Source organism: Flectobacillus major DSM 103 (assembly GCF_000427405.1).
Classification (GTDB): Bacteria; Bacteroidota; Bacteroidia; order Cytophagales; family Spirosomataceae; genus Flectobacillus; species Flectobacillus major.
Map to the genome: position 1 here is coordinate 1,709,605 of NZ_KE386491.1, position 16,090 is coordinate 1,725,694.

General features: G+C 36.9%; 19 protein-coding genes and 1 tRNA gene. 5 read left to right on the forward strand and 15 right to left on the reverse strand.

All coding sequences use genetic code 11. From position 1 onward, the window contains the following. Positions 1-257 precede the first annotated feature (257 nt). The 10 genes from FLEMA_RS0108925 to FLEMA_RS0108970 all read right to left on the reverse strand — a co-directional run bounded on the left by FLEMA_RS0108925 (position 258) and on the right by FLEMA_RS0108970 (position 4,785). Positions 258-656 carry a hypothetical protein gene (locus FLEMA_RS0108925; protein WP_026995174.1) on the reverse strand — a complete coding sequence of 133 codons (399 nt, stop codon included), beginning with the start codon at positions 654-656 and terminating at the stop codon, positions 258-260. A 113-nt stretch (positions 657-769) separates the two neighbouring features. Beyond that, entirely contained in the window at positions 770-1,126 is a 357-nt protein-coding gene (locus FLEMA_RS0108930) for a hypothetical protein (RefSeq protein ID WP_026995175.1), read from the reverse strand. Next, on the reverse strand, positions 1,107-1,538 hold the full coding sequence (locus FLEMA_RS68010) for a DUF4494 domain-containing protein (protein WP_044171157.1): 432 nt from the start codon (positions 1,536-1,538) through the stop codon (positions 1,107-1,109). The genes FLEMA_RS0108930 and FLEMA_RS68010 overlap by 20 nt, the downstream gene beginning before the upstream one ends. Further along, the gene (locus FLEMA_RS0108940; protein ID WP_026995176.1) at positions 1,510-1,731 is read right to left on the reverse strand and encodes a hypothetical protein; all 222 of its coding nucleotides are present in this window, start codon (positions 1,729-1,731) and stop codon (positions 1,510-1,512) included. The genes FLEMA_RS68010 and FLEMA_RS0108940 overlap by 29 nt, the downstream gene beginning before the upstream one ends. Before the next feature lie 223 nt (positions 1,732-1,954). Further along, positions 1,955-2,302 carry a hypothetical protein gene (locus FLEMA_RS0108950; protein WP_026995178.1) on the reverse strand — a complete coding sequence of 116 codons (348 nt, stop codon included), beginning with the start codon at positions 2,300-2,302 and terminating at the stop codon, positions 1,955-1,957. A 27-nt stretch (positions 2,303-2,329) separates the two neighbouring features. Further along, the gene (locus FLEMA_RS0108955) at positions 2,330-3,778 is read right to left on the reverse strand and encodes a hypothetical protein (protein WP_026995179.1); all 1,449 of its coding nucleotides are present in this window, start codon (positions 3,776-3,778) and stop codon (positions 2,330-2,332) included. Positions 3,779-3,854: 76 nt separating this feature from the next. Next, positions 3,855-3,928 (reverse strand) — tRNA-Asn (locus FLEMA_RS0108960). 173 nt (positions 3,929-4,101) lie between these two features. Further along, entirely contained in the window at positions 4,102-4,383 is a 282-nt protein-coding gene (locus FLEMA_RS0108965) for a helix-turn-helix domain-containing protein (protein WP_026995180.1), read from the reverse strand. Beyond that, positions 4,368-4,511: a hypothetical protein gene (locus tag FLEMA_RS76930; protein WP_159102673.1), complete on the reverse strand. Its 144-nt coding sequence runs from the start codon at positions 4,509-4,511 to the stop codon at positions 4,368-4,370. The genes FLEMA_RS0108965 and FLEMA_RS76930 overlap by 16 nt, the downstream gene beginning before the upstream one ends. Then, a complete protein-coding gene (locus FLEMA_RS0108970; protein WP_026995181.1) occupies positions 4,498-4,785 on the reverse strand; it encodes a hypothetical protein in 288 nt (95 codons plus the stop codon). Before FLEMA_RS0108970 ends, FLEMA_RS76930 begins: the two co-directional genes overlap by 14 nt. A 199-nt stretch (positions 4,786-4,984) precedes the next feature. Between FLEMA_RS0108970 and FLEMA_RS76060 the strand changes: the two genes are divergently transcribed. The 5 genes from FLEMA_RS76060 (at position 4,985) to FLEMA_RS0109000 (ending at position 10,676) form a co-directional block, all read left to right on the forward strand. After that, positions 4,985-5,353: a helix-turn-helix domain-containing protein gene (locus tag FLEMA_RS76060; RefSeq protein ID WP_052354036.1), complete on the forward strand. Its 369-nt coding sequence runs from the start codon at positions 4,985-4,987 to the stop codon at positions 5,351-5,353. 91 nt (positions 5,354-5,444) lie between these two features. After that, the gene (locus FLEMA_RS76550) at positions 5,445-7,052 is read left to right on the forward strand and encodes a TM2 domain-containing protein (protein WP_081681286.1); all 1,608 of its coding nucleotides are present in this window, start codon (positions 5,445-5,447) and stop codon (positions 7,050-7,052) included. Between the two features lie 378 nt (positions 7,053-7,430). Continuing rightward, positions 7,431-8,753: a BRCT domain-containing protein gene (locus FLEMA_RS0108990; RefSeq protein ID WP_026995183.1), complete on the forward strand. Its 1,323-nt coding sequence runs from the start codon at positions 7,431-7,433 to the stop codon at positions 8,751-8,753. 94 nt (positions 8,754-8,847) lie between these two features. Continuing rightward, entirely contained in the window at positions 8,848-9,126 is a 279-nt protein-coding gene (locus FLEMA_RS0108995) for a hypothetical protein (protein ID WP_026995184.1), read from the forward strand. A gap of 362 nt (positions 9,127-9,488) precedes the next feature. Further along, positions 9,489-10,676 carry a tyrosine-type recombinase/integrase gene (locus FLEMA_RS0109000; protein WP_026995185.1) on the forward strand — a complete coding sequence of 396 codons (1,188 nt, stop codon included), beginning with the start codon at positions 9,489-9,491 and terminating at the stop codon, positions 10,674-10,676. A gap of 275 nt (positions 10,677-10,951) precedes the next feature. Here the strand turns inward: FLEMA_RS0109000 and FLEMA_RS0109005 are convergent, their stop codons facing one another. The 5 genes from FLEMA_RS0109005 to FLEMA_RS76065 all read right to left on the reverse strand — a co-directional run bounded on the left by FLEMA_RS0109005 (position 10,952) and on the right by FLEMA_RS76065 (position 16,023). Next, positions 10,952-11,671, reverse strand: coding sequence for a hypothetical protein (locus FLEMA_RS0109005; RefSeq protein ID WP_026995186.1), 720 nt, complete (start codon positions 11,669-11,671; stop codon positions 10,952-10,954). A gap of 41 nt (positions 11,672-11,712) precedes the next feature. Beyond that, positions 11,713-11,979 carry a hypothetical protein gene (locus tag FLEMA_RS0109010; protein WP_026995187.1) on the reverse strand — a complete coding sequence of 89 codons (267 nt, stop codon included), beginning with the start codon at positions 11,977-11,979 and terminating at the stop codon, positions 11,713-11,715. A gap of 610 nt (positions 11,980-12,589) precedes the next feature. Next, entirely contained in the window at positions 12,590-13,690 is a 1,101-nt protein-coding gene (locus FLEMA_RS68025) for a serine hydrolase domain-containing protein (protein ID WP_081681287.1), read from the reverse strand. Positions 13,691-14,283: 593 nt separating this feature from the next. Beyond that, entirely contained in the window at positions 14,284-14,802 is a 519-nt protein-coding gene (locus tag FLEMA_RS0109025) for a hypothetical protein (RefSeq protein WP_026995189.1), read from the reverse strand. A gap of 243 nt (positions 14,803-15,045) precedes the next feature. Continuing rightward, positions 15,046-16,023, reverse strand: a complete 978-nt coding sequence (locus tag FLEMA_RS76065; protein WP_144080069.1) for an HNH endonuclease — start codon at positions 16,021-16,023, stop codon at positions 15,046-15,048. Positions 16,024-16,090: the final 67 nt, after the last annotated feature.

Genomic DNA, 16,090 nt, shown 5'->3' on the forward strand with positions numbered 1-16,090 from the left:
ATTATTGTCTGTAGGGCATCAAATTTCACTAGCCTATCATTAGTTGCGTGTAAGGTTTCACGAGCCCTCTCCAAGGCATCGTATTCCTTCTTTTCCAATGAGGTCATTACCGCGGTCCGAAGTAGTAAAAAATAAAACCCCAAACCAAAGCCGTAAGCAGGATTAGCACCCGCCACGTCCATTTCAATACTGTTAGTCGATTATCTTCTTTCATTTTATTTGAAGTATAGCTCCCTCAATTGAGGGAGCTCGATTTGTTACTTATTAAAATCTATATGTCTGATGTCTCGTGGAAATAGCCAAAATGCCTCTTTGACCTTTCCTCTCATACCTCCAACAAACTCAAATTTCAATTCTTTTTCGTAGCTCAATACTACCTCTTGGTGTCCCCCAACCTTAGCCATTTCTATAATATTGAGTATAGATTGAGCCTCAATCAAGTGTGAGGCAATTCTAAATTGGACATCCTCATCGAGTACTATTTTTTCAAGATTATGTCCCCAACCTACTCCGTGGCATTGCTTGCACTTGTAGGGGTTTGGTAGCATTGTAAATACCCCAGCACCTTCACAATTAGGGCAATAGATTCTTTCATTTGTAAATCTTACATCTTCGATTAGTCTCTCAAGTTCTGAAATTTTGAATTGCTTTTTCATCTTCGTCTTTTGTTTAAATTGTTGAAAGCCAGTTAGTTATTCCTTTAACTGACACGAAGATAGGCAATGGTTACAGGTAGGCAAAACAGTAAATCTTTTATTTTTAGGCTATTTTAAACTTCATCTATTGTTACAATTTTTTGGGTTTTATATTGTTCATGCCACGCTTCGGCCGAACGGAAAGCTGTAGTATATGCTAGTTGATATACCTGAAATTTTTCTACATAATTATACTCTTCGTTCTTCAGATAATACTTTGTATCTTTTTCCGTTTGGTACATTTTTATGGTATAGGTTACCATTTTTCTGGTAATCCGAAACAGCCTAATACCACAAAAAAACATCCTAAAATGCAGATATACATAAGGAGCATACATTACCGAGCCATCCAGATAGGTTATCTTTTTGATTTTGATGGTATAATCTTCAAAAAGAAAATACACCATCACATTACTTCTCAGCAGATTCATAAGGAAACACGTCTAAAATTTGAGTAGTATTAATATCTGTAATTTTGTAGTCGTTGAAAGTACCTAGTTTTTTGCTTAGGTATTCATAAGCAAGCCCAGGGTTTTCAGCATTAATAATCATCGTATGAGGTAGCATTTTTTCCTTCTGGCTACGCTCATCAAAGGTTATATACAATACCTTCATTTTGAAAAAAGTACCCTCATTGTCCTCTATAAATACCTCCGATAGCTTCATTCGGGTTAATCCCTCCAGCCTAAATTCAGGTACTTTTTGCTGAAGCTTTCTAATCAGTTGTGCTTCAGCTTCGGTATAGCTGTAGGCATCTACTAAGTATACTTCTTTGTTAGTCTTGAGGTTACCGTTAATATCTTCGGTATTATGACTAATCTTTCCTAAAAACCAAGTTGCCATTTTCTGAATCGTTTTTAAGTTGTTCGAGTTGATTTTTTAGCTCTTTGAGCTTTCCAGCTCTATAGCGGTCACTGTCTAATTTTTGAGAAGGGTCATTTTTCCACGACACTAGCCAATTTTGAGGCTGGTCATACCATGCCTGTTGTCTTTCTAGTGTCCTAATTTTGACCTCAATAATTTCTATTTCTTTCATCAGAATAGGGGGGGTTCTCTCGATAACCCAAAAAAATCTAGTGCAAATTTGAGTGCTGCCTTGGGCGTTTTTCTATGCCCGTTTTTCATGTTCCTAAAATGCGAATCGCTTTCACAATTCGCCAAATACTTAAACTGCTCCCTAAAGCTTCGTCGCCGTCGCCTCGACATAGCATCATAGCACTTTGGCCACATCTGCGAGGCCACTATGGTCTGTAGGTCTGTCATAGAATTTGTTGGGCATAAGTTGTATAATACCATAACCCTCGCTGAAACTCCAGTAACTTATATTCCTGCAACAGTGATTTTGTACTACGGGTGTCAAAAATCGCCGCACTTCTAATTTTGTGCGACATTCTCGAAAAAAAATGCCACGCCTTAAACTCAGCTACCAAAACTTGAATATTCCCTCGTTTCCAGGTCGGGCAATTGGCCGAAAACTCGTTGGTCCAGTATAGCCTACGATTACCGTCCATAAACTCTACAATCAATGCACAAGAGCTCATCTCACGCTTACGCTCTACGGTTTCAGCAGGAAGCGCCATACGCCCCCTCATTGGTTTTTTTGCCATTTTTGAATCGTTTTAATTGTTGAAAACCTATTTATAATACCCCTCAAACGAGCCCATCCAGCTCTCAACCTCTACAATTTCGCTGTAGATTTTGCCCTTAGATTTTCGTTGAATCGGTTTGAAGTTGCTTCGTTGCATAGCTATTACTAGCTCATTGAACCGTTTTAGTGGTTTCTCGCCCAAATGCCCGAATATCACGCCATAGTACTGATGTAGCCCCACCATATCCAAGTTATGCACCTCTACACGAGGTTTGGCACCCATCGCCACCTTCTCAAAATCCCTTCTGGCTTGCTGTAACAGGCGTTCAATCTTACGGTTTTTGAACTCCGTAGGGTTCACCCAGTCGGCTCGTAGTTTTTTCACCTGAGCTTCCTCAGCCCTTAGCCAAGCCTCCAAGCCCCTAAATCCACGGGCATTTTGCTTGTCAAAATACCCACGCCCCGCCACCACAATACTATGTGGGTCAGGCAAATACGCCTCGGGGTGGTAGTCGTAGTACCTAGCTGCTATGTCAATTTTTTTGGTTTGTCGGCCCAAAAACGCCATCAGCTCCTTTTCATTCCTAATATTCTGGAACGACATAAACACATCCGTCCAAACTAAGTTCAGAATCGTTCTTACAGTTTCTTTGTCGTATCGCCTCTGCGAATACAACTTCTGGTAAGCATACCCCCAAAACTGCATCGTAGCCTGGCGGCACTTCTCCGTCCAGCTATCGTACTGTACAGGAGCGTTTTGGGTGTTATTCACAGGGTTATGTTGATAACCTTCGGCCGCCGCCGCCCCCCCTTTAATCTCTCCTTTAGGGCCTTCAAGTGCCAAATTAGCTTGTTTTGAGCCATCAATAGGGGCTATTTGTTTACCCCTCTCTCTGTTTTCTACTCTCTCCTTGTCTTTTCCCACATATCCATCCTTATTCGTAATTTCTATTTCAGAACTATCTCTGAAGGTATCAATATCCGGAAAAAATTTCCCTTTAGAGGTAATCGGGCAAACCAAAAGTTCGGTAGCCGATTGGCGTTTTTCGACCGAATCACCCCACAAAAACACCGCCGAAAACCGTATTTCTATGCCCACCCTTGAGCCCTTATTCTTACGGCTAAGTACCCCCATACCCACCAGTATATCCAGCATAGAGCGTACCGTACGGTCGCTACAGCCTGCCGACTTCCCAATTCTGGGGTTTGTTGTCAGCAATCCTGGCAAGTTACCCTCTTGGCTATACGTACCCGTTGGCATAGATGCCACCATCATATTATACTGGTCGGTATACCAGTTAAGTACCGTATTGAACACCCGCTCCAGCTTGGTACGCTCCAGCTCACGAGGTTTCATTAGGTACTCTTTTTCGGCGATAGTCCCATCTGGCAGCTTCACCCTACGGGTATAGGTTTTAGCTTCCAGTTTTGCATCTTCATCACGCATCATTCCCCAAAACTTCTTTCGCAAATCGGGTTTCTCAATTCTTTTCATAGCAATCAAGTTGAAAAATCAGAGCTACTAAGGCACTACCCCGTTCACTCTATTTGTAAGCTATTTGCCTACCCTGTGGAGATACCCAGAATCGAACTAGGCTCTATGTGTACAATATACACATTGCTCTACCAACTGAGCTACATCCCCAGATTTGGCAGCACATCATACTACCAAATACTCACTCAACCTCTGATAATAACCCTATTAACTAACTACACTCTTTCTGGCCAGCCCCAACAGCATCTAAGCCCCATATTAGTTTTTGCCCTTCCTGAGCCCTACGAGCACAAGAAGAGCGATAGTAAGGATTATAAGCCATTTCATGAAGCTCTACGCAAAATATGCTGGGGCGAAAACTCCGCAAACCAAGCATCAATTTTCTGTGTCGAGTACCGCCGTACCTCGCCAATCTGGCTAAAAGGCAGGTCAAACTGCTTTCGCCACTTAGTAATCAGGCTTACCGACACCCCAAAGCGTTGGGCTACTTCCTCGTCGCTAAGCCATACGCTACCCACCTTTTGGCTCAGCAATGTTTCGTTTTGTTTCTTTACCAACTCTAGTAGTTCGAGTTGCTCTTTGGGGAGGCTTATTTCGAGTTGCATGGTTCTACTACGGTTCTTACTAGGGTTTCAAATACCTGCACGACGTTCCTAACGCCATAGCTTCTTAGCGACACCGGTACACCCTTGGTATCGCATTCAATCAAAATAAAAGCTTTAGTCTTGCTCATTGGCTTGTTTTTTATTGAGGGCTTCGGTGTACCAGTCGGGCTGAGTATCCTTTACCCACATCACAAATTGTTCAGCACATTCAAGGAGTGTTGGGTCGTCCGAGCGCCCGCCAGCCCCTTGGCTCAGAATCGTACTTCCTTCAATAGAGTCGAACACAGGAAAACGCTCTACAAAAGCTCTTTTCCATTTTCTCGAAACCCGCACCTCAGCTAGTAGCACTTTTATCCGCTCGCTTCTAAGTTTTTTGCCTTGTTTACCTATATATCCGTTCATACCGATTTATAATATTATCGTACTTTTTTCTATTGAGACTGGATATTTTAAATTATAATTGTAATTAATATATTGATTGAAATATCGACTTAACTACAATTCAAAATTATAAGATTAAAATTGAAATTTCAAATTTAATCTAAATTAATTTCAGATTTAATTTAATATTTATAATTAGACTAATTACAATTTTCAAAAAATGTCAGTAGGTCAAAGAGTGAAAGAATTACGAGGTGGGATGTCTCAAATTGACTTTGCTAAACAGTTTGGAGTAACATCTTCTACTATTTCAGGAATTGAAGCTGGTAAAAGTATTCCATCTGTTGAGTTAGCAACGAGAATTTGTGAGATGTACAATTGTTCTTTAGACTGGTTACTTAGAGGAATTGGTGAAAAAGAAACTGCCAAAGTCCAACCTGTAACACCAGCTCTAGACATTGACTTAATGACTAAATATTTAAAGGTGTTAGAGGAGAACAGCGAGTTACAAAAGCGGTTGAACAAGGAGCAAGAGAAGGAGATTGAAAAGCTTCAGGCCGCTAATTCAGGGGTTCAAACCCCACAATAAAGACAAGCTTGCACCGACTCATAAATACGTATTTTATACTTAATTTGAATTAATAGATTTTACAACCAACCTAGAACCCTCTTTTTTGATTATGAAGAACAAAACCACAGCTGGTATCCTTGCACTATTGTTAGGAGGTCTTGGCGTACACAAGTTCTACCTCGGTAAAACAGGATATGGTATTCTGTATCTACTTTTCTGCTGGACCTTCATTCCATCATTAGTTTCCTTAATTGAGGGAATTATGCTTTTGACGATGTCAGATGATTCATTCAACTCGAAATACAATCAAGCAATACTTTCATTTCTTTACAGTCAAAATAGTAATGTAAAAAATAGACGTTCAAATCCACCCGTCTCTACAAAAACTAACATAAATTCAAAAAGTGACGAATTGAATTCAGCAGTAGTTAAATCACTGGAAAAAGATGCCAATAGTCCCAAAATATCACATGAAAGTACTTCTAATTTTGACTTCCCAATTATCTCAGACACTTTAAAAACGGAAGAAATAGAGTCGAAAACAACTCAACCATTGGTAAAACCAATTGAAATATTAGAACATAATCTAAAAAGCTCTAATGAAAGTACTTCTAATTTTGACTTCCCAATTATCTCAGACACTTTAAAAACGGAAGAAATAGAGTCGAAAACAACTCAACCATTGGTAAAACCAATTGAAATATTAGAACATAATCTAAAAAGCTCTAATGAAAGTACTTCTAATTTTGACTCCCCAATTATCTCAGACACTTTAAAAACGGAAGAAATAGAGTCGAAAACAACTCAACCATTGGTAAAACCAATTGAAATATTAGAACATAATCTAAAAAGCTCTAATGAAAGTACTTCTAATTTTGACTCCCCAATTATCTCAGACACTTTAAAAACGGAAGAAATAGAGTCGAAAACAACTCAACCATTGGTAAAACCAATTGAAATATTAGAACATAATCTAAAAAGCTCTAATGAAAGTACTTCTAATTTTGACTCCCCAATTATCTCAGACACTTTAAAAACGGAAGAAATAGAGTCGAAAACAACTCAACCATTGGTAAAACCAATTGAAATATTAGAACATAATCTAAAAAGCTCTAATGAAAGTACTTCTAATTTTGACTCCCCAATTATCTCAGACACTTTAAAAACGGAAGAAATAGAGTCGAAAATAACTCAACCATTGATAAAACCAATTGAAATATTAGAACATAATCTAAAAAGCTCTAATGAAACTGAATTTAGTGAAAAAGGAAAATTAGCTAGAAGGAATTGGCAATCAATAGATGTAGTAGGCACATTTATACTCAAAGAATCAAACTACAAAGGGCATCAAGAAGCATTGAGTTATTTCCAGAAACAAAGCACATTTGACCAGTATAGTATGAATAATGAAAGGTTTTACTCAATCCAGTTTGACTTACTTAAGGAAGATGATTTTAGTAATATATTAAATGTAACAACTAAAGTTCGAAAGTACACAGAGGTAGAAATCGAAGGTAATTACTTAAATCCAACAGAGTTAAATTTAGCCTTATGGTTGTTCAGGTCAAAAAGTGAAATTGAATTTCAACAACGACTTGCGACTGCAATTAACAGAAACAGTTCAGAAAGAGTTGAGAATGCTTTAGAGATTAAAAAGTATCTGGAGGTTTTAAAAAGTACATCTTCAACTCAAGAAATTCAAAATGCCACCTGTTAAGATGGCATTAAGACTTTTCCATTAAGGAAGAAGACACCTCAAGGCAATGTCGCCTTAGGTTAAACTCATTCAAGATGGGAGAGCAGGTAAGTGAAGTAGGAAAGATGGCTTTGTCCATCAAGAATGAATCTGGGACGGTTAATGTTAACATTAATCAACCATGTACATCAGAGAAACCTCAATCAGATAAGTCAGGTTTCGAAAACATATTTAAGTGGATATCTGGTATATCTTCATTATCTAAAATTTTCGACTTGGTGAAAGAGATTTGGGATTTACCTTTCTGATGTACAACCCCTGCCAAGTTACAACTTGGTAGGGGTATTTACAAGACAAATATTTTTACAGAGAAATTAATAGATTTTACGCTACCTAATTATGATTAACTCTACCACACTTGACGTATTTGATAACAACGGTTATCAAATGTACTGCTCAGCCGCACAACTAGAAAAAGACCTAAATATCTTGAAGGGAATAATGGCTGGTATTCATTCAGACCATCATGTAAACACCCAAGAAATCGCTCTTATTAAGGACTGGATTGATAATGCACTTGCTTTTGAGCGCTATTACCCTTATCGTGTATTCATTGATAACCTTCGAAAAGTAATTGCTGACAATATTATTACCGAAGAAGAAATTCAAGATATTAACTGGCTCTGCCAGCAGTACCTAAACAAAGATAACCCATATTATTGCGCCATTACAAGTGCTACTCAAACTTTAACTGGTATTTTAAGTGGTATTACTGCGGATGGAGAAATAAATGAAGAAGAAATAGACTTTTTGAACCATTGGTTAGACGAGCACCTCTTTTTGCGTAAAACTTGGTTGTTTGATGAAATTTACCGAGTTACAAAAGAGATAGTATTTACTAGACACCTTTCTCCTAATCTTTTGGCAGAAATCCAAAAGATTACCCAAATGGTTGCTTCAGACCTTGGCAATGTAGATAATTCCAAACTAATCGAGAAAATAAAGTTAGATACGGACATTTCAGAGATTTCTATCGAAGGCAAGACATTCTGTATTACTGGTAACTCCTTATACAATAGCCGTAAAGAAATTGTAGAGATGATAGAGGCTCACGGTGGCACTGCCATGAGTGGAGTCTCTTCCAAAACCGATTATCTCTTGATTTGCGATGAGAAGAATAGTTGCTGGGCATTTGCTAGTTATGGTCGCAAAGTCGAAAAAGCTCTACAATTGCAAAAGAGTGGTAAGTCTAAAATCGAAATAGTTTATGAGATAGATTTTTACAAACATCTCGATAAACCAAAGACAAGTCAAACGGTTAGCGATTCATTTCATGCTTTTGCTGAATTATTAGCTATTAGATTTTCCAATGAAAATGAGCTTCCTAATAGATTGAAAAATGAACCAACCAAGTCAAAAACTAATCAAAATTCGGCAACGGAAATATCATTCAGACAGAAGGTAGATTCTTGGAAATTCATAATTGCCAATATGCGTGATAAAATACCAACCGAATTAGTTATAAGATTGGCCTCATTAAGCCCAAGTATTGAGGAAAATGTAACACAAGTAACCCAAGTCAAAGACTTCTTAGACTTTACGGATTATTTGATTCTGAAGCGGGACGATGAGAAATGTGATGATGACGAGCTAGGACTACTAAGTACTCTTCACACACAATTCCAGAAAGTAATAGAGAAAAAGATTAGTGAAAGAGAGTGATCAAATAGAGTTAGCCTATCAACTTAACTATGGAAGTCTGAATATTATATTCTTGGTTGAAATGAGTAAAATCTAAATTTTAAATATATTCCAAATGCCAATACCACAAAATATCACTCAAGAACATATCTTTCAGGCGATGCTTCGAATTAGAAATGAAGGAATACAGCCAAAAGACAAAGCAAAGAAATATGTCGTAGAATATGAGGACTTCCAATATCCAGTAAAGCTTGTAATTGCCTACGCCAACATATTTGCTAATGGTGATGAATTGGACAGAAATCCCAACAATTTTCAATCACACATGTCAATCAAGTTTTTGGAGGGATTTGGATTTAAGATTGTGGATGTTAAAAAAACTCAAATCACTTAATCTGTTACACCAAAGAATCAATAACAACTGGTTAATGTTTGATTAACAGAGGTTTAAAGTGCTATTTTTGGTATCCCTACGAGACCACGACAGAGATTGTTAGAATGTTATAAGCGAGCTATTTAGCTCGCTTTTTTGTTTTCCTGCACTTTTAGACTCCTCTCTAATATTTCTAAAAATGCCCTAAATCGCTCAATTTAGCCGTTTTTAAATTTTACTAACATTTTTACTAACAATTCGTGGAATGGACTTTGGACTGGTTAAAACTTTTAATTAATCTTTCATTTATAACAAGTTTTACCGATGAGTAAAAAACAAGTGAGTCCACAACCTACTCTCCACGTTTTACATCCCTTAACATCATGACCTTTTATTATTGGTTTAGAGAAGGTATAAAGCCCGATAAAGGCGTTATTTATTGCGAAATAAGAATTGATGGTGCAAAATCAGTACCTATCTCTACAAAAGTTAAATTAGCTCGTAAAAACTGGAATTCTGCCGAACAGTGCTTTGAAGGTAAGGATGCTGCCAAGAATGCCAGAATCATTGAGTTCTGGGAACTGAGATTCAAACAAATCTATCATGAAATCATTAGCGAAAAGCCTAATGAACCTATTGCTCCTACAGAAATATTGATTCGCCATCGTGGAGCAAGCTCACTTGAACGTAAAGTGCGGCAATATCCAACATTTCTTGAATGTTTTAAGGAGTTCTTGAGAACTCAGGAGGAATTAGTCAAAGCTGACAAGCTGAGTGAGCAAACAGTAAAAATCTTTAGAGCTAAGTACATTACGCTAAAAGAATACCTAGCTTTCAAGGGATTAGACAAAATTAAGAGTGATAATATCTCAACAACCCTATGTGAAGAATTTAAACATTATCTACTGATTAATAGGTATGAAGCTTCTACTATAGAGAAATACTTATTTCTTATCAAAAGAGTGACAGCCTTTGCCAATAGCAGAGGTTTGGCTAAATCTAAGCCCTTAGATAACTACAAAATAGAAAAGGCTAAGTCCAAAGACCCTATATCGTTAACGAAGTATGAGTTAGATAAAATGGACAAATTAGAGTTGAGTGAAAAGCTACGAAAAACCGTAGAGATAGCCCGTTTTTGTGCTGAAACATCACTATCCTTTTGCGATTATAATACACTAGATGAAACAGAATACGAACTTGACGAAGATGGAACACCTTGGATAGTACTTGGTAGAGACAAAAGCGATACCCCACAACGTATTCCATTGAATGATAAAGCCTTAGAAATATTTAATAAATATGGAGGAGCAGTAGACACTCTCCCTAAAATAAGTAATGCCAATTTGAATAAATATATCAAAGAAATAGCTAAAAAGGCAAGGATACACAAGCACCTGACTTTTCACACCTCACGAAAGAGCTTTGTTGACTATGTTTTAAACACCTTAGAACTACCCAACACAACGATTCAGGCCATAGTGGGTTGGAAGGATAGTAGGCAACTATCAAGGTATGCCAAAGTACAAAACTCAACAATTAAGCGGCAATTCCTGAAAAAAGATATGGGTTAGCATTGGGCCTTTGTTCTTTTTATTTGGTTCAAAAGGAGGCAATAAAACTGCCAAAAGTTTTATACAATTCCATTGATTGTTTTCAATTATGTAAAATATAAAACTTATGTTACTGGAAAGGGGTATGTGATAGAAATGGATTAACGAGTAGGGCTTAGCGATGTGGCGATTTTCCAGCAACTCCGCCCAATCCTGTTCCAAAAGTTAATTTGAAATTCTATATTTCAATTCATTCCCTAAACCGCCATAGTGACAAGCCAATGTTGGCGGTAGTTTTACTCCACTTGCTCCAATTCAAATGTTTCAATCGGTGGTGCATAATTGTAACCAAATTCTTTTTGTCTTTCTTCAAGCATTTTCTTGCTTAGCGGTGTCAATCCACTTTCTTTAATCAAATTTGAAATCTTGTCCAATTCGGAAAGAACAGTCTCCGTTTTCATAAAGGGGTAATAGTTCAAATGTCTAATGAAAAATGTAGGGGCAAAACGTGCAAATATTCTTTTGCTTGTCCAGAATGTCTCTTTGTACTTTCTATTCAAGTCTTCCAAATGTTCTTCATCTACTGTTCTTGTATCAAAATTGCTAATCAAGGGTTCAAAATATGAAATAATAACAACGTCTCCGAAGCTAAAAAATCCTTTGGACAACTTGTTCCAGTCATAATAAACTCTAAAGGTAGTCTGGTTTATTTCACCGATAAGTCCCATATATTTGCTTTGCTCTTCAACTTCAAAACCTGCCGCAAGCAGATATTGAAAGAGTTTTGATGAAAGAATTTTTCTATGCTTTTTCTTGCCTGCTTGGTCGAAAACATAAATAATCAATGTCACTAGGATTGTTAAACCTGTAGCATTCAAGAAGGCTTTATCTAATCCTTTTCTTACGATAAGACCCAACAGAAATGTCACAATAAAGCAACCAAGTCCTGAAATAAAATAAGGATTGCCGTCTATTAGGTAGGTCTTATCTCTTGTCTTTTTTATGTGAAGTAGCATCTTATAATTACGTCTAGCGGCAGTCTGTGAAAAAACTTAAATTAGTAAAAAACTTGTAATATATAGACTTCTAATGCTTTTATACTTGATTTTAGCGTTTTGAGTCGTTGTATTTTGGCTTGAATATGAGAAACATCGAGGTCATCGTCGGCCTTGTCATTGTCTGATAATTGTTGAAGGTATTCAGAGGTTTTAGTGTCAATATACGTTAAGTGACGTTCTATTTTTTTGAGATTAAAATTATTCTTTTTGGCGTTGGAAGCTCTCACTTTTGTGCCGTCAATGGCAAGGGTTGTTTTATTAACCATCTTTTGTTGTCTTCTCTCATTTGTGTAAAGTGTCTTAAAAACTTACTGCCAACTCGCTAATATGCAAAAGATTTGTAGTACTTTTTGTATTATTCCCTAAGACCTAAAACAATAAAGACCTTCACACCCAAAAGCTGCGTTTTTATTTTTTGTCCATAGACGATATAACCCCAGACCAAACAGAAAACTGTATATGGTGTAAAACTGCCCGTTGACAAATACATGCAAAATGAACTGCAAAGGGGCGTACGCTTCCCGTTCATCCAATTGTAATTGGTATACCTGTGCTGGTTGTAAAAATGCAAAAAGGGCATAGGTTTGTATGTTAAAGATCAATATTCCCCACAAAGCAAATCCCCGAATTGTGTCTATCGCCTGAATTCTATAGTTTTTGGAAGCCATTTTATATGATGTATGGCAAAAACCTTAAATCGTTATCATTTTTGTCTTTATATGGTCTCATAGCCTAACCGATAACGGATAGGTATTGTGGCAGGTGGGGATTTTAGCACCCATGTTGAGCCACTGCACGCTGTTGATTTATGTTTTACTGTTCAATAACTTTCGTCCGTCCCACTTGCCACAAACCCCTGTTATATGCAGTTTGGTTTTACTTTCCGTTTGAATAGAATGGTTCTAGTTTATCAAATAAATCACCAGCCCTATTGCAATTTGTCATAAAAACAAATCCTTTCTTTTTGTCTTTATACATCATAAAGTATGCTGTAAAATCGCCATTGTTTCCGCTGTGCATATATCTTGTCCCATAGTCTGTTTTTTTCATATTGATACCAAGACCCCAAAAATCTGCATCGTCCCAATCAGGTACTTTTGATTGTTGTTTAAACATTTCAGCTAAAGATTTTTTGGAAAGCCCTTGTCCATTAATTAGTCCTATCATAAAGTTAGCATAGTCAATGGCATTCGTTCTAAGGGTGCCAGCAGCCCCAAACTCTTCAAATTTCTTTAATTCATTTTTTACGTTTACTCCGTCGCTGTCTTTTTGTTTATAGCCTGTGGCTCTATACTTACTTATGTAGTTGTTCCACCAATAATAGGCATGTTTCATATTAAGTGGCTTGCATACTTCCTTATAAAAGACAGCATCAAGTTCCTTTTGAGTTTTGTGGAGCAAATGAGCTACTACATTAACTAGGTATTGGTAGGCTTCTCCTGAATATGAAAAGTGGGTGCCGGGTGTAAATTTTAAATAGAGGTCTCCTTTTTTAATATGAAGACTAGAATCAGCTAAGTCCCACTCTCTCCAGTTTGGCAAGCCTGTTGTATGTGAAAGAACCATTCTTGCTGTTATCAATTTATACCTTTCATCATAAGCAATATCTTTGTTTGGCAGATATTTATATAAGGGTGTATCTAATGTTAAAATGCCTTTGTCAACTAATTTTAGAACAAAATAAGCAAAGGTTGTTTTGCTCATTGATGCGGCTTCAAAAATAGTATTGGAGTCTACTTTTGTTTTATTTTCAATGTCAGCAAAACCTAGTTCATTATGATAAATTATTTTACCATTGTCAATAAATGCAATGGAAAGTCCAGGCAATTTCAATGAGTCCATTTGTGCCAACAGAAAACTGTTCATAGAAGATTTTGAAATGTTCTTTCCATTAATAGATTTTATTTGTCCATAGGCGTTTAAAGATAAAAGTGTCAGAGCAAAACAGACTGTATGATAGAAGATTCGATTTATCATAATTTAGATTGTTATTTTTAATTGCACATAACGGATGGGGCTTTGCGACGGGCGAATTTTCTTGCACAAATGCCCAATTTATTACTAAAATTCATTCAATGCACAAAGCTCTAAGTTTGCACGTCAGCCCGCCTGACGCAAAACCCGTGTGCCTGTTGTACAACTCAAATATAGAGAAATAAACATAGACTTCTATCATGTATAGAACCTTTAATTTTACCTTGGAAAATTGCCAAAAAATGCGTATTTTAAAGATATGCAAGGCCGCAAAAATCTCCAGTCGCATCGGCGGCCGCACAAAATGTATTACTAAGTCAGTCTGGATAGTGCACTTCAGTGTGAAAAAAACAAGCATATTAGCCCAAGCTATTGCCCAATTTATGCCTCTCTCAAAAGCGTATCTGTAGTCATTAATAACTCAATTTTCAGCACTTCAAGTTTGAGATTACTATATACAAAATAAAAAACAGACCTCTTTTAAATGGCTTTGAAAGAGGTCTGGATGTGTATTCGGTAGGAGCGTTTTTGGGGGAAATGAGTTGTGCAACAGCTATCCGTGTTAGCTGTTTGTGCTTTTTTGTCCAGTGAAGTGATTAGCCATTTACGCCAATTGAACAAGAACCATTCTTTTTAAGCCAAATTCCAATTCGGCAGTCAATGAATGTATTTCCAGACATAATTATTCCGCCAATTTTCAATTCATTTCCAGTTGTATCAATAAGGTTTGGGGACGGTGAAGCTGAACATTTTACGAAATAGCCATCAGGTGTATAGAGTTCCGCAGTAGTTTTAAAAGCATCACCTGTTTGTTGTTGTATCTCAAACAAGGTTTGTTTGTCCATTGTACATACCCACAAGTTTTGATGCTTTTCAATTTTTAGACCTGCTTTTTCACCGTCTTTGGTCAAGTACATTCTAGTTCCATTTACTTTGGCTAAATAAGTCCCGTCTTGGTGATAGATTGGAATTTGTGTTGTAAATCCAATACCTACTTCCTTAATAACTTCAATTAAGTTGGTGTCTTCGTATTTTAAAATAACAGGAACGTTTATAAACTTGTTAGTAGCTATTGTTACTTGTGGTGAATTTTGAAAGATTAATGAGTTTTCCATATTGTTTTATTTTAATGTTTTGTCTTAGCATAACCGCTAACGAGCAGGTATTTGCGAAGGCTGGGAAATAGACTTCCGTCCGCCCGGCTAACTGAAGCTAAATTTATAATTAAAAGTTGATGATTTGCACATAGCGAAATTATTAACGTCTTGCCCGATATGAAGCCAAATTGAAAAACAAAAAGTTGAAACACAGCTTACGTCCGCCCAGCTTTTGCAAATACGAATGTTAGCGGTAGTATTTTATGGTTCAAATCTTTTAGGCAAATAATGAGTGTCAACGCCCTCGCCATAATGTAAGTCTCTGCCTGCTCTTTCTGTCATAAATGATTTCAAACCATGATAAGGGTGATTTTCCTTTTTCTCGTCCGTTTTGTATTCAACTTTAAATGTTTTCCAACTAAAATCCATGTGTGGGCCAGAAGTCATAAGAAGTTTGCCTTCTTCTTCTCGATATTTTGGGGAAATGTATTTTCTTATTTTTTCAATTACGAGATTTGCTGCCCTTGTCATTTCAAGTGCTAAGTCTTCAACTAAAGAAACATGATAATCGAATTTCTCCGATAATTTATTGTATAGTTCTGGATTCCACTCGTCAATTTTATAGAATTTTCTTGTTCTTATAGTTCTGTCCTCATCAGTTTCTTTGGCTTTATCAATTGCACCTTCATCTGCATACTTATAAAAAACTTTTATTAAATCGTTCAAAACATTCTTTAAGTTAAAAATGGATGCTTCTAATTCCTCGTATCTCTTTGGCCAAAATCTTGAAACTATAAAGTTTGGTATAGTTTGTAATTCTTTTAATTTTTTATACCTAATTGAAGGTTGACCATGACTTACTAAGGAAGACGTCCAACCATCCCAACTGTCAAAATCAAAAGTTTTAGCTATTGTGTCAATGTATGACGCATAGTTTAAATCATCCTTTTCTTTTTCTTTGTCAAGATGTAAACTCTCTTTTACCCAAGCTTCATGTAGAGCTTTTATTTCTTTTAGCTTTTCAACTGTATAGAAACCTGGTTGGTCGTCGACAATTTTATGGTGCTTGCGGCACAACAAAACTAAGTTGTCGTATTTGTCACGGTCTTCTGGTGTTAAATCTGAAACACCCCTTGGACCGTCGTCACTTCGAGCAACAATGTGTGCCTCATCGCCAATAATAGATTCATCATCTGTTTCGGTTTCGTCAGCAATAAGGCCATGCTGACAATCGGGCATAGCACATTTACTGCCAGACCGTCCCCATAATAGTTTGTGTGTCTTTAGTGAAATGCTCATAATATTA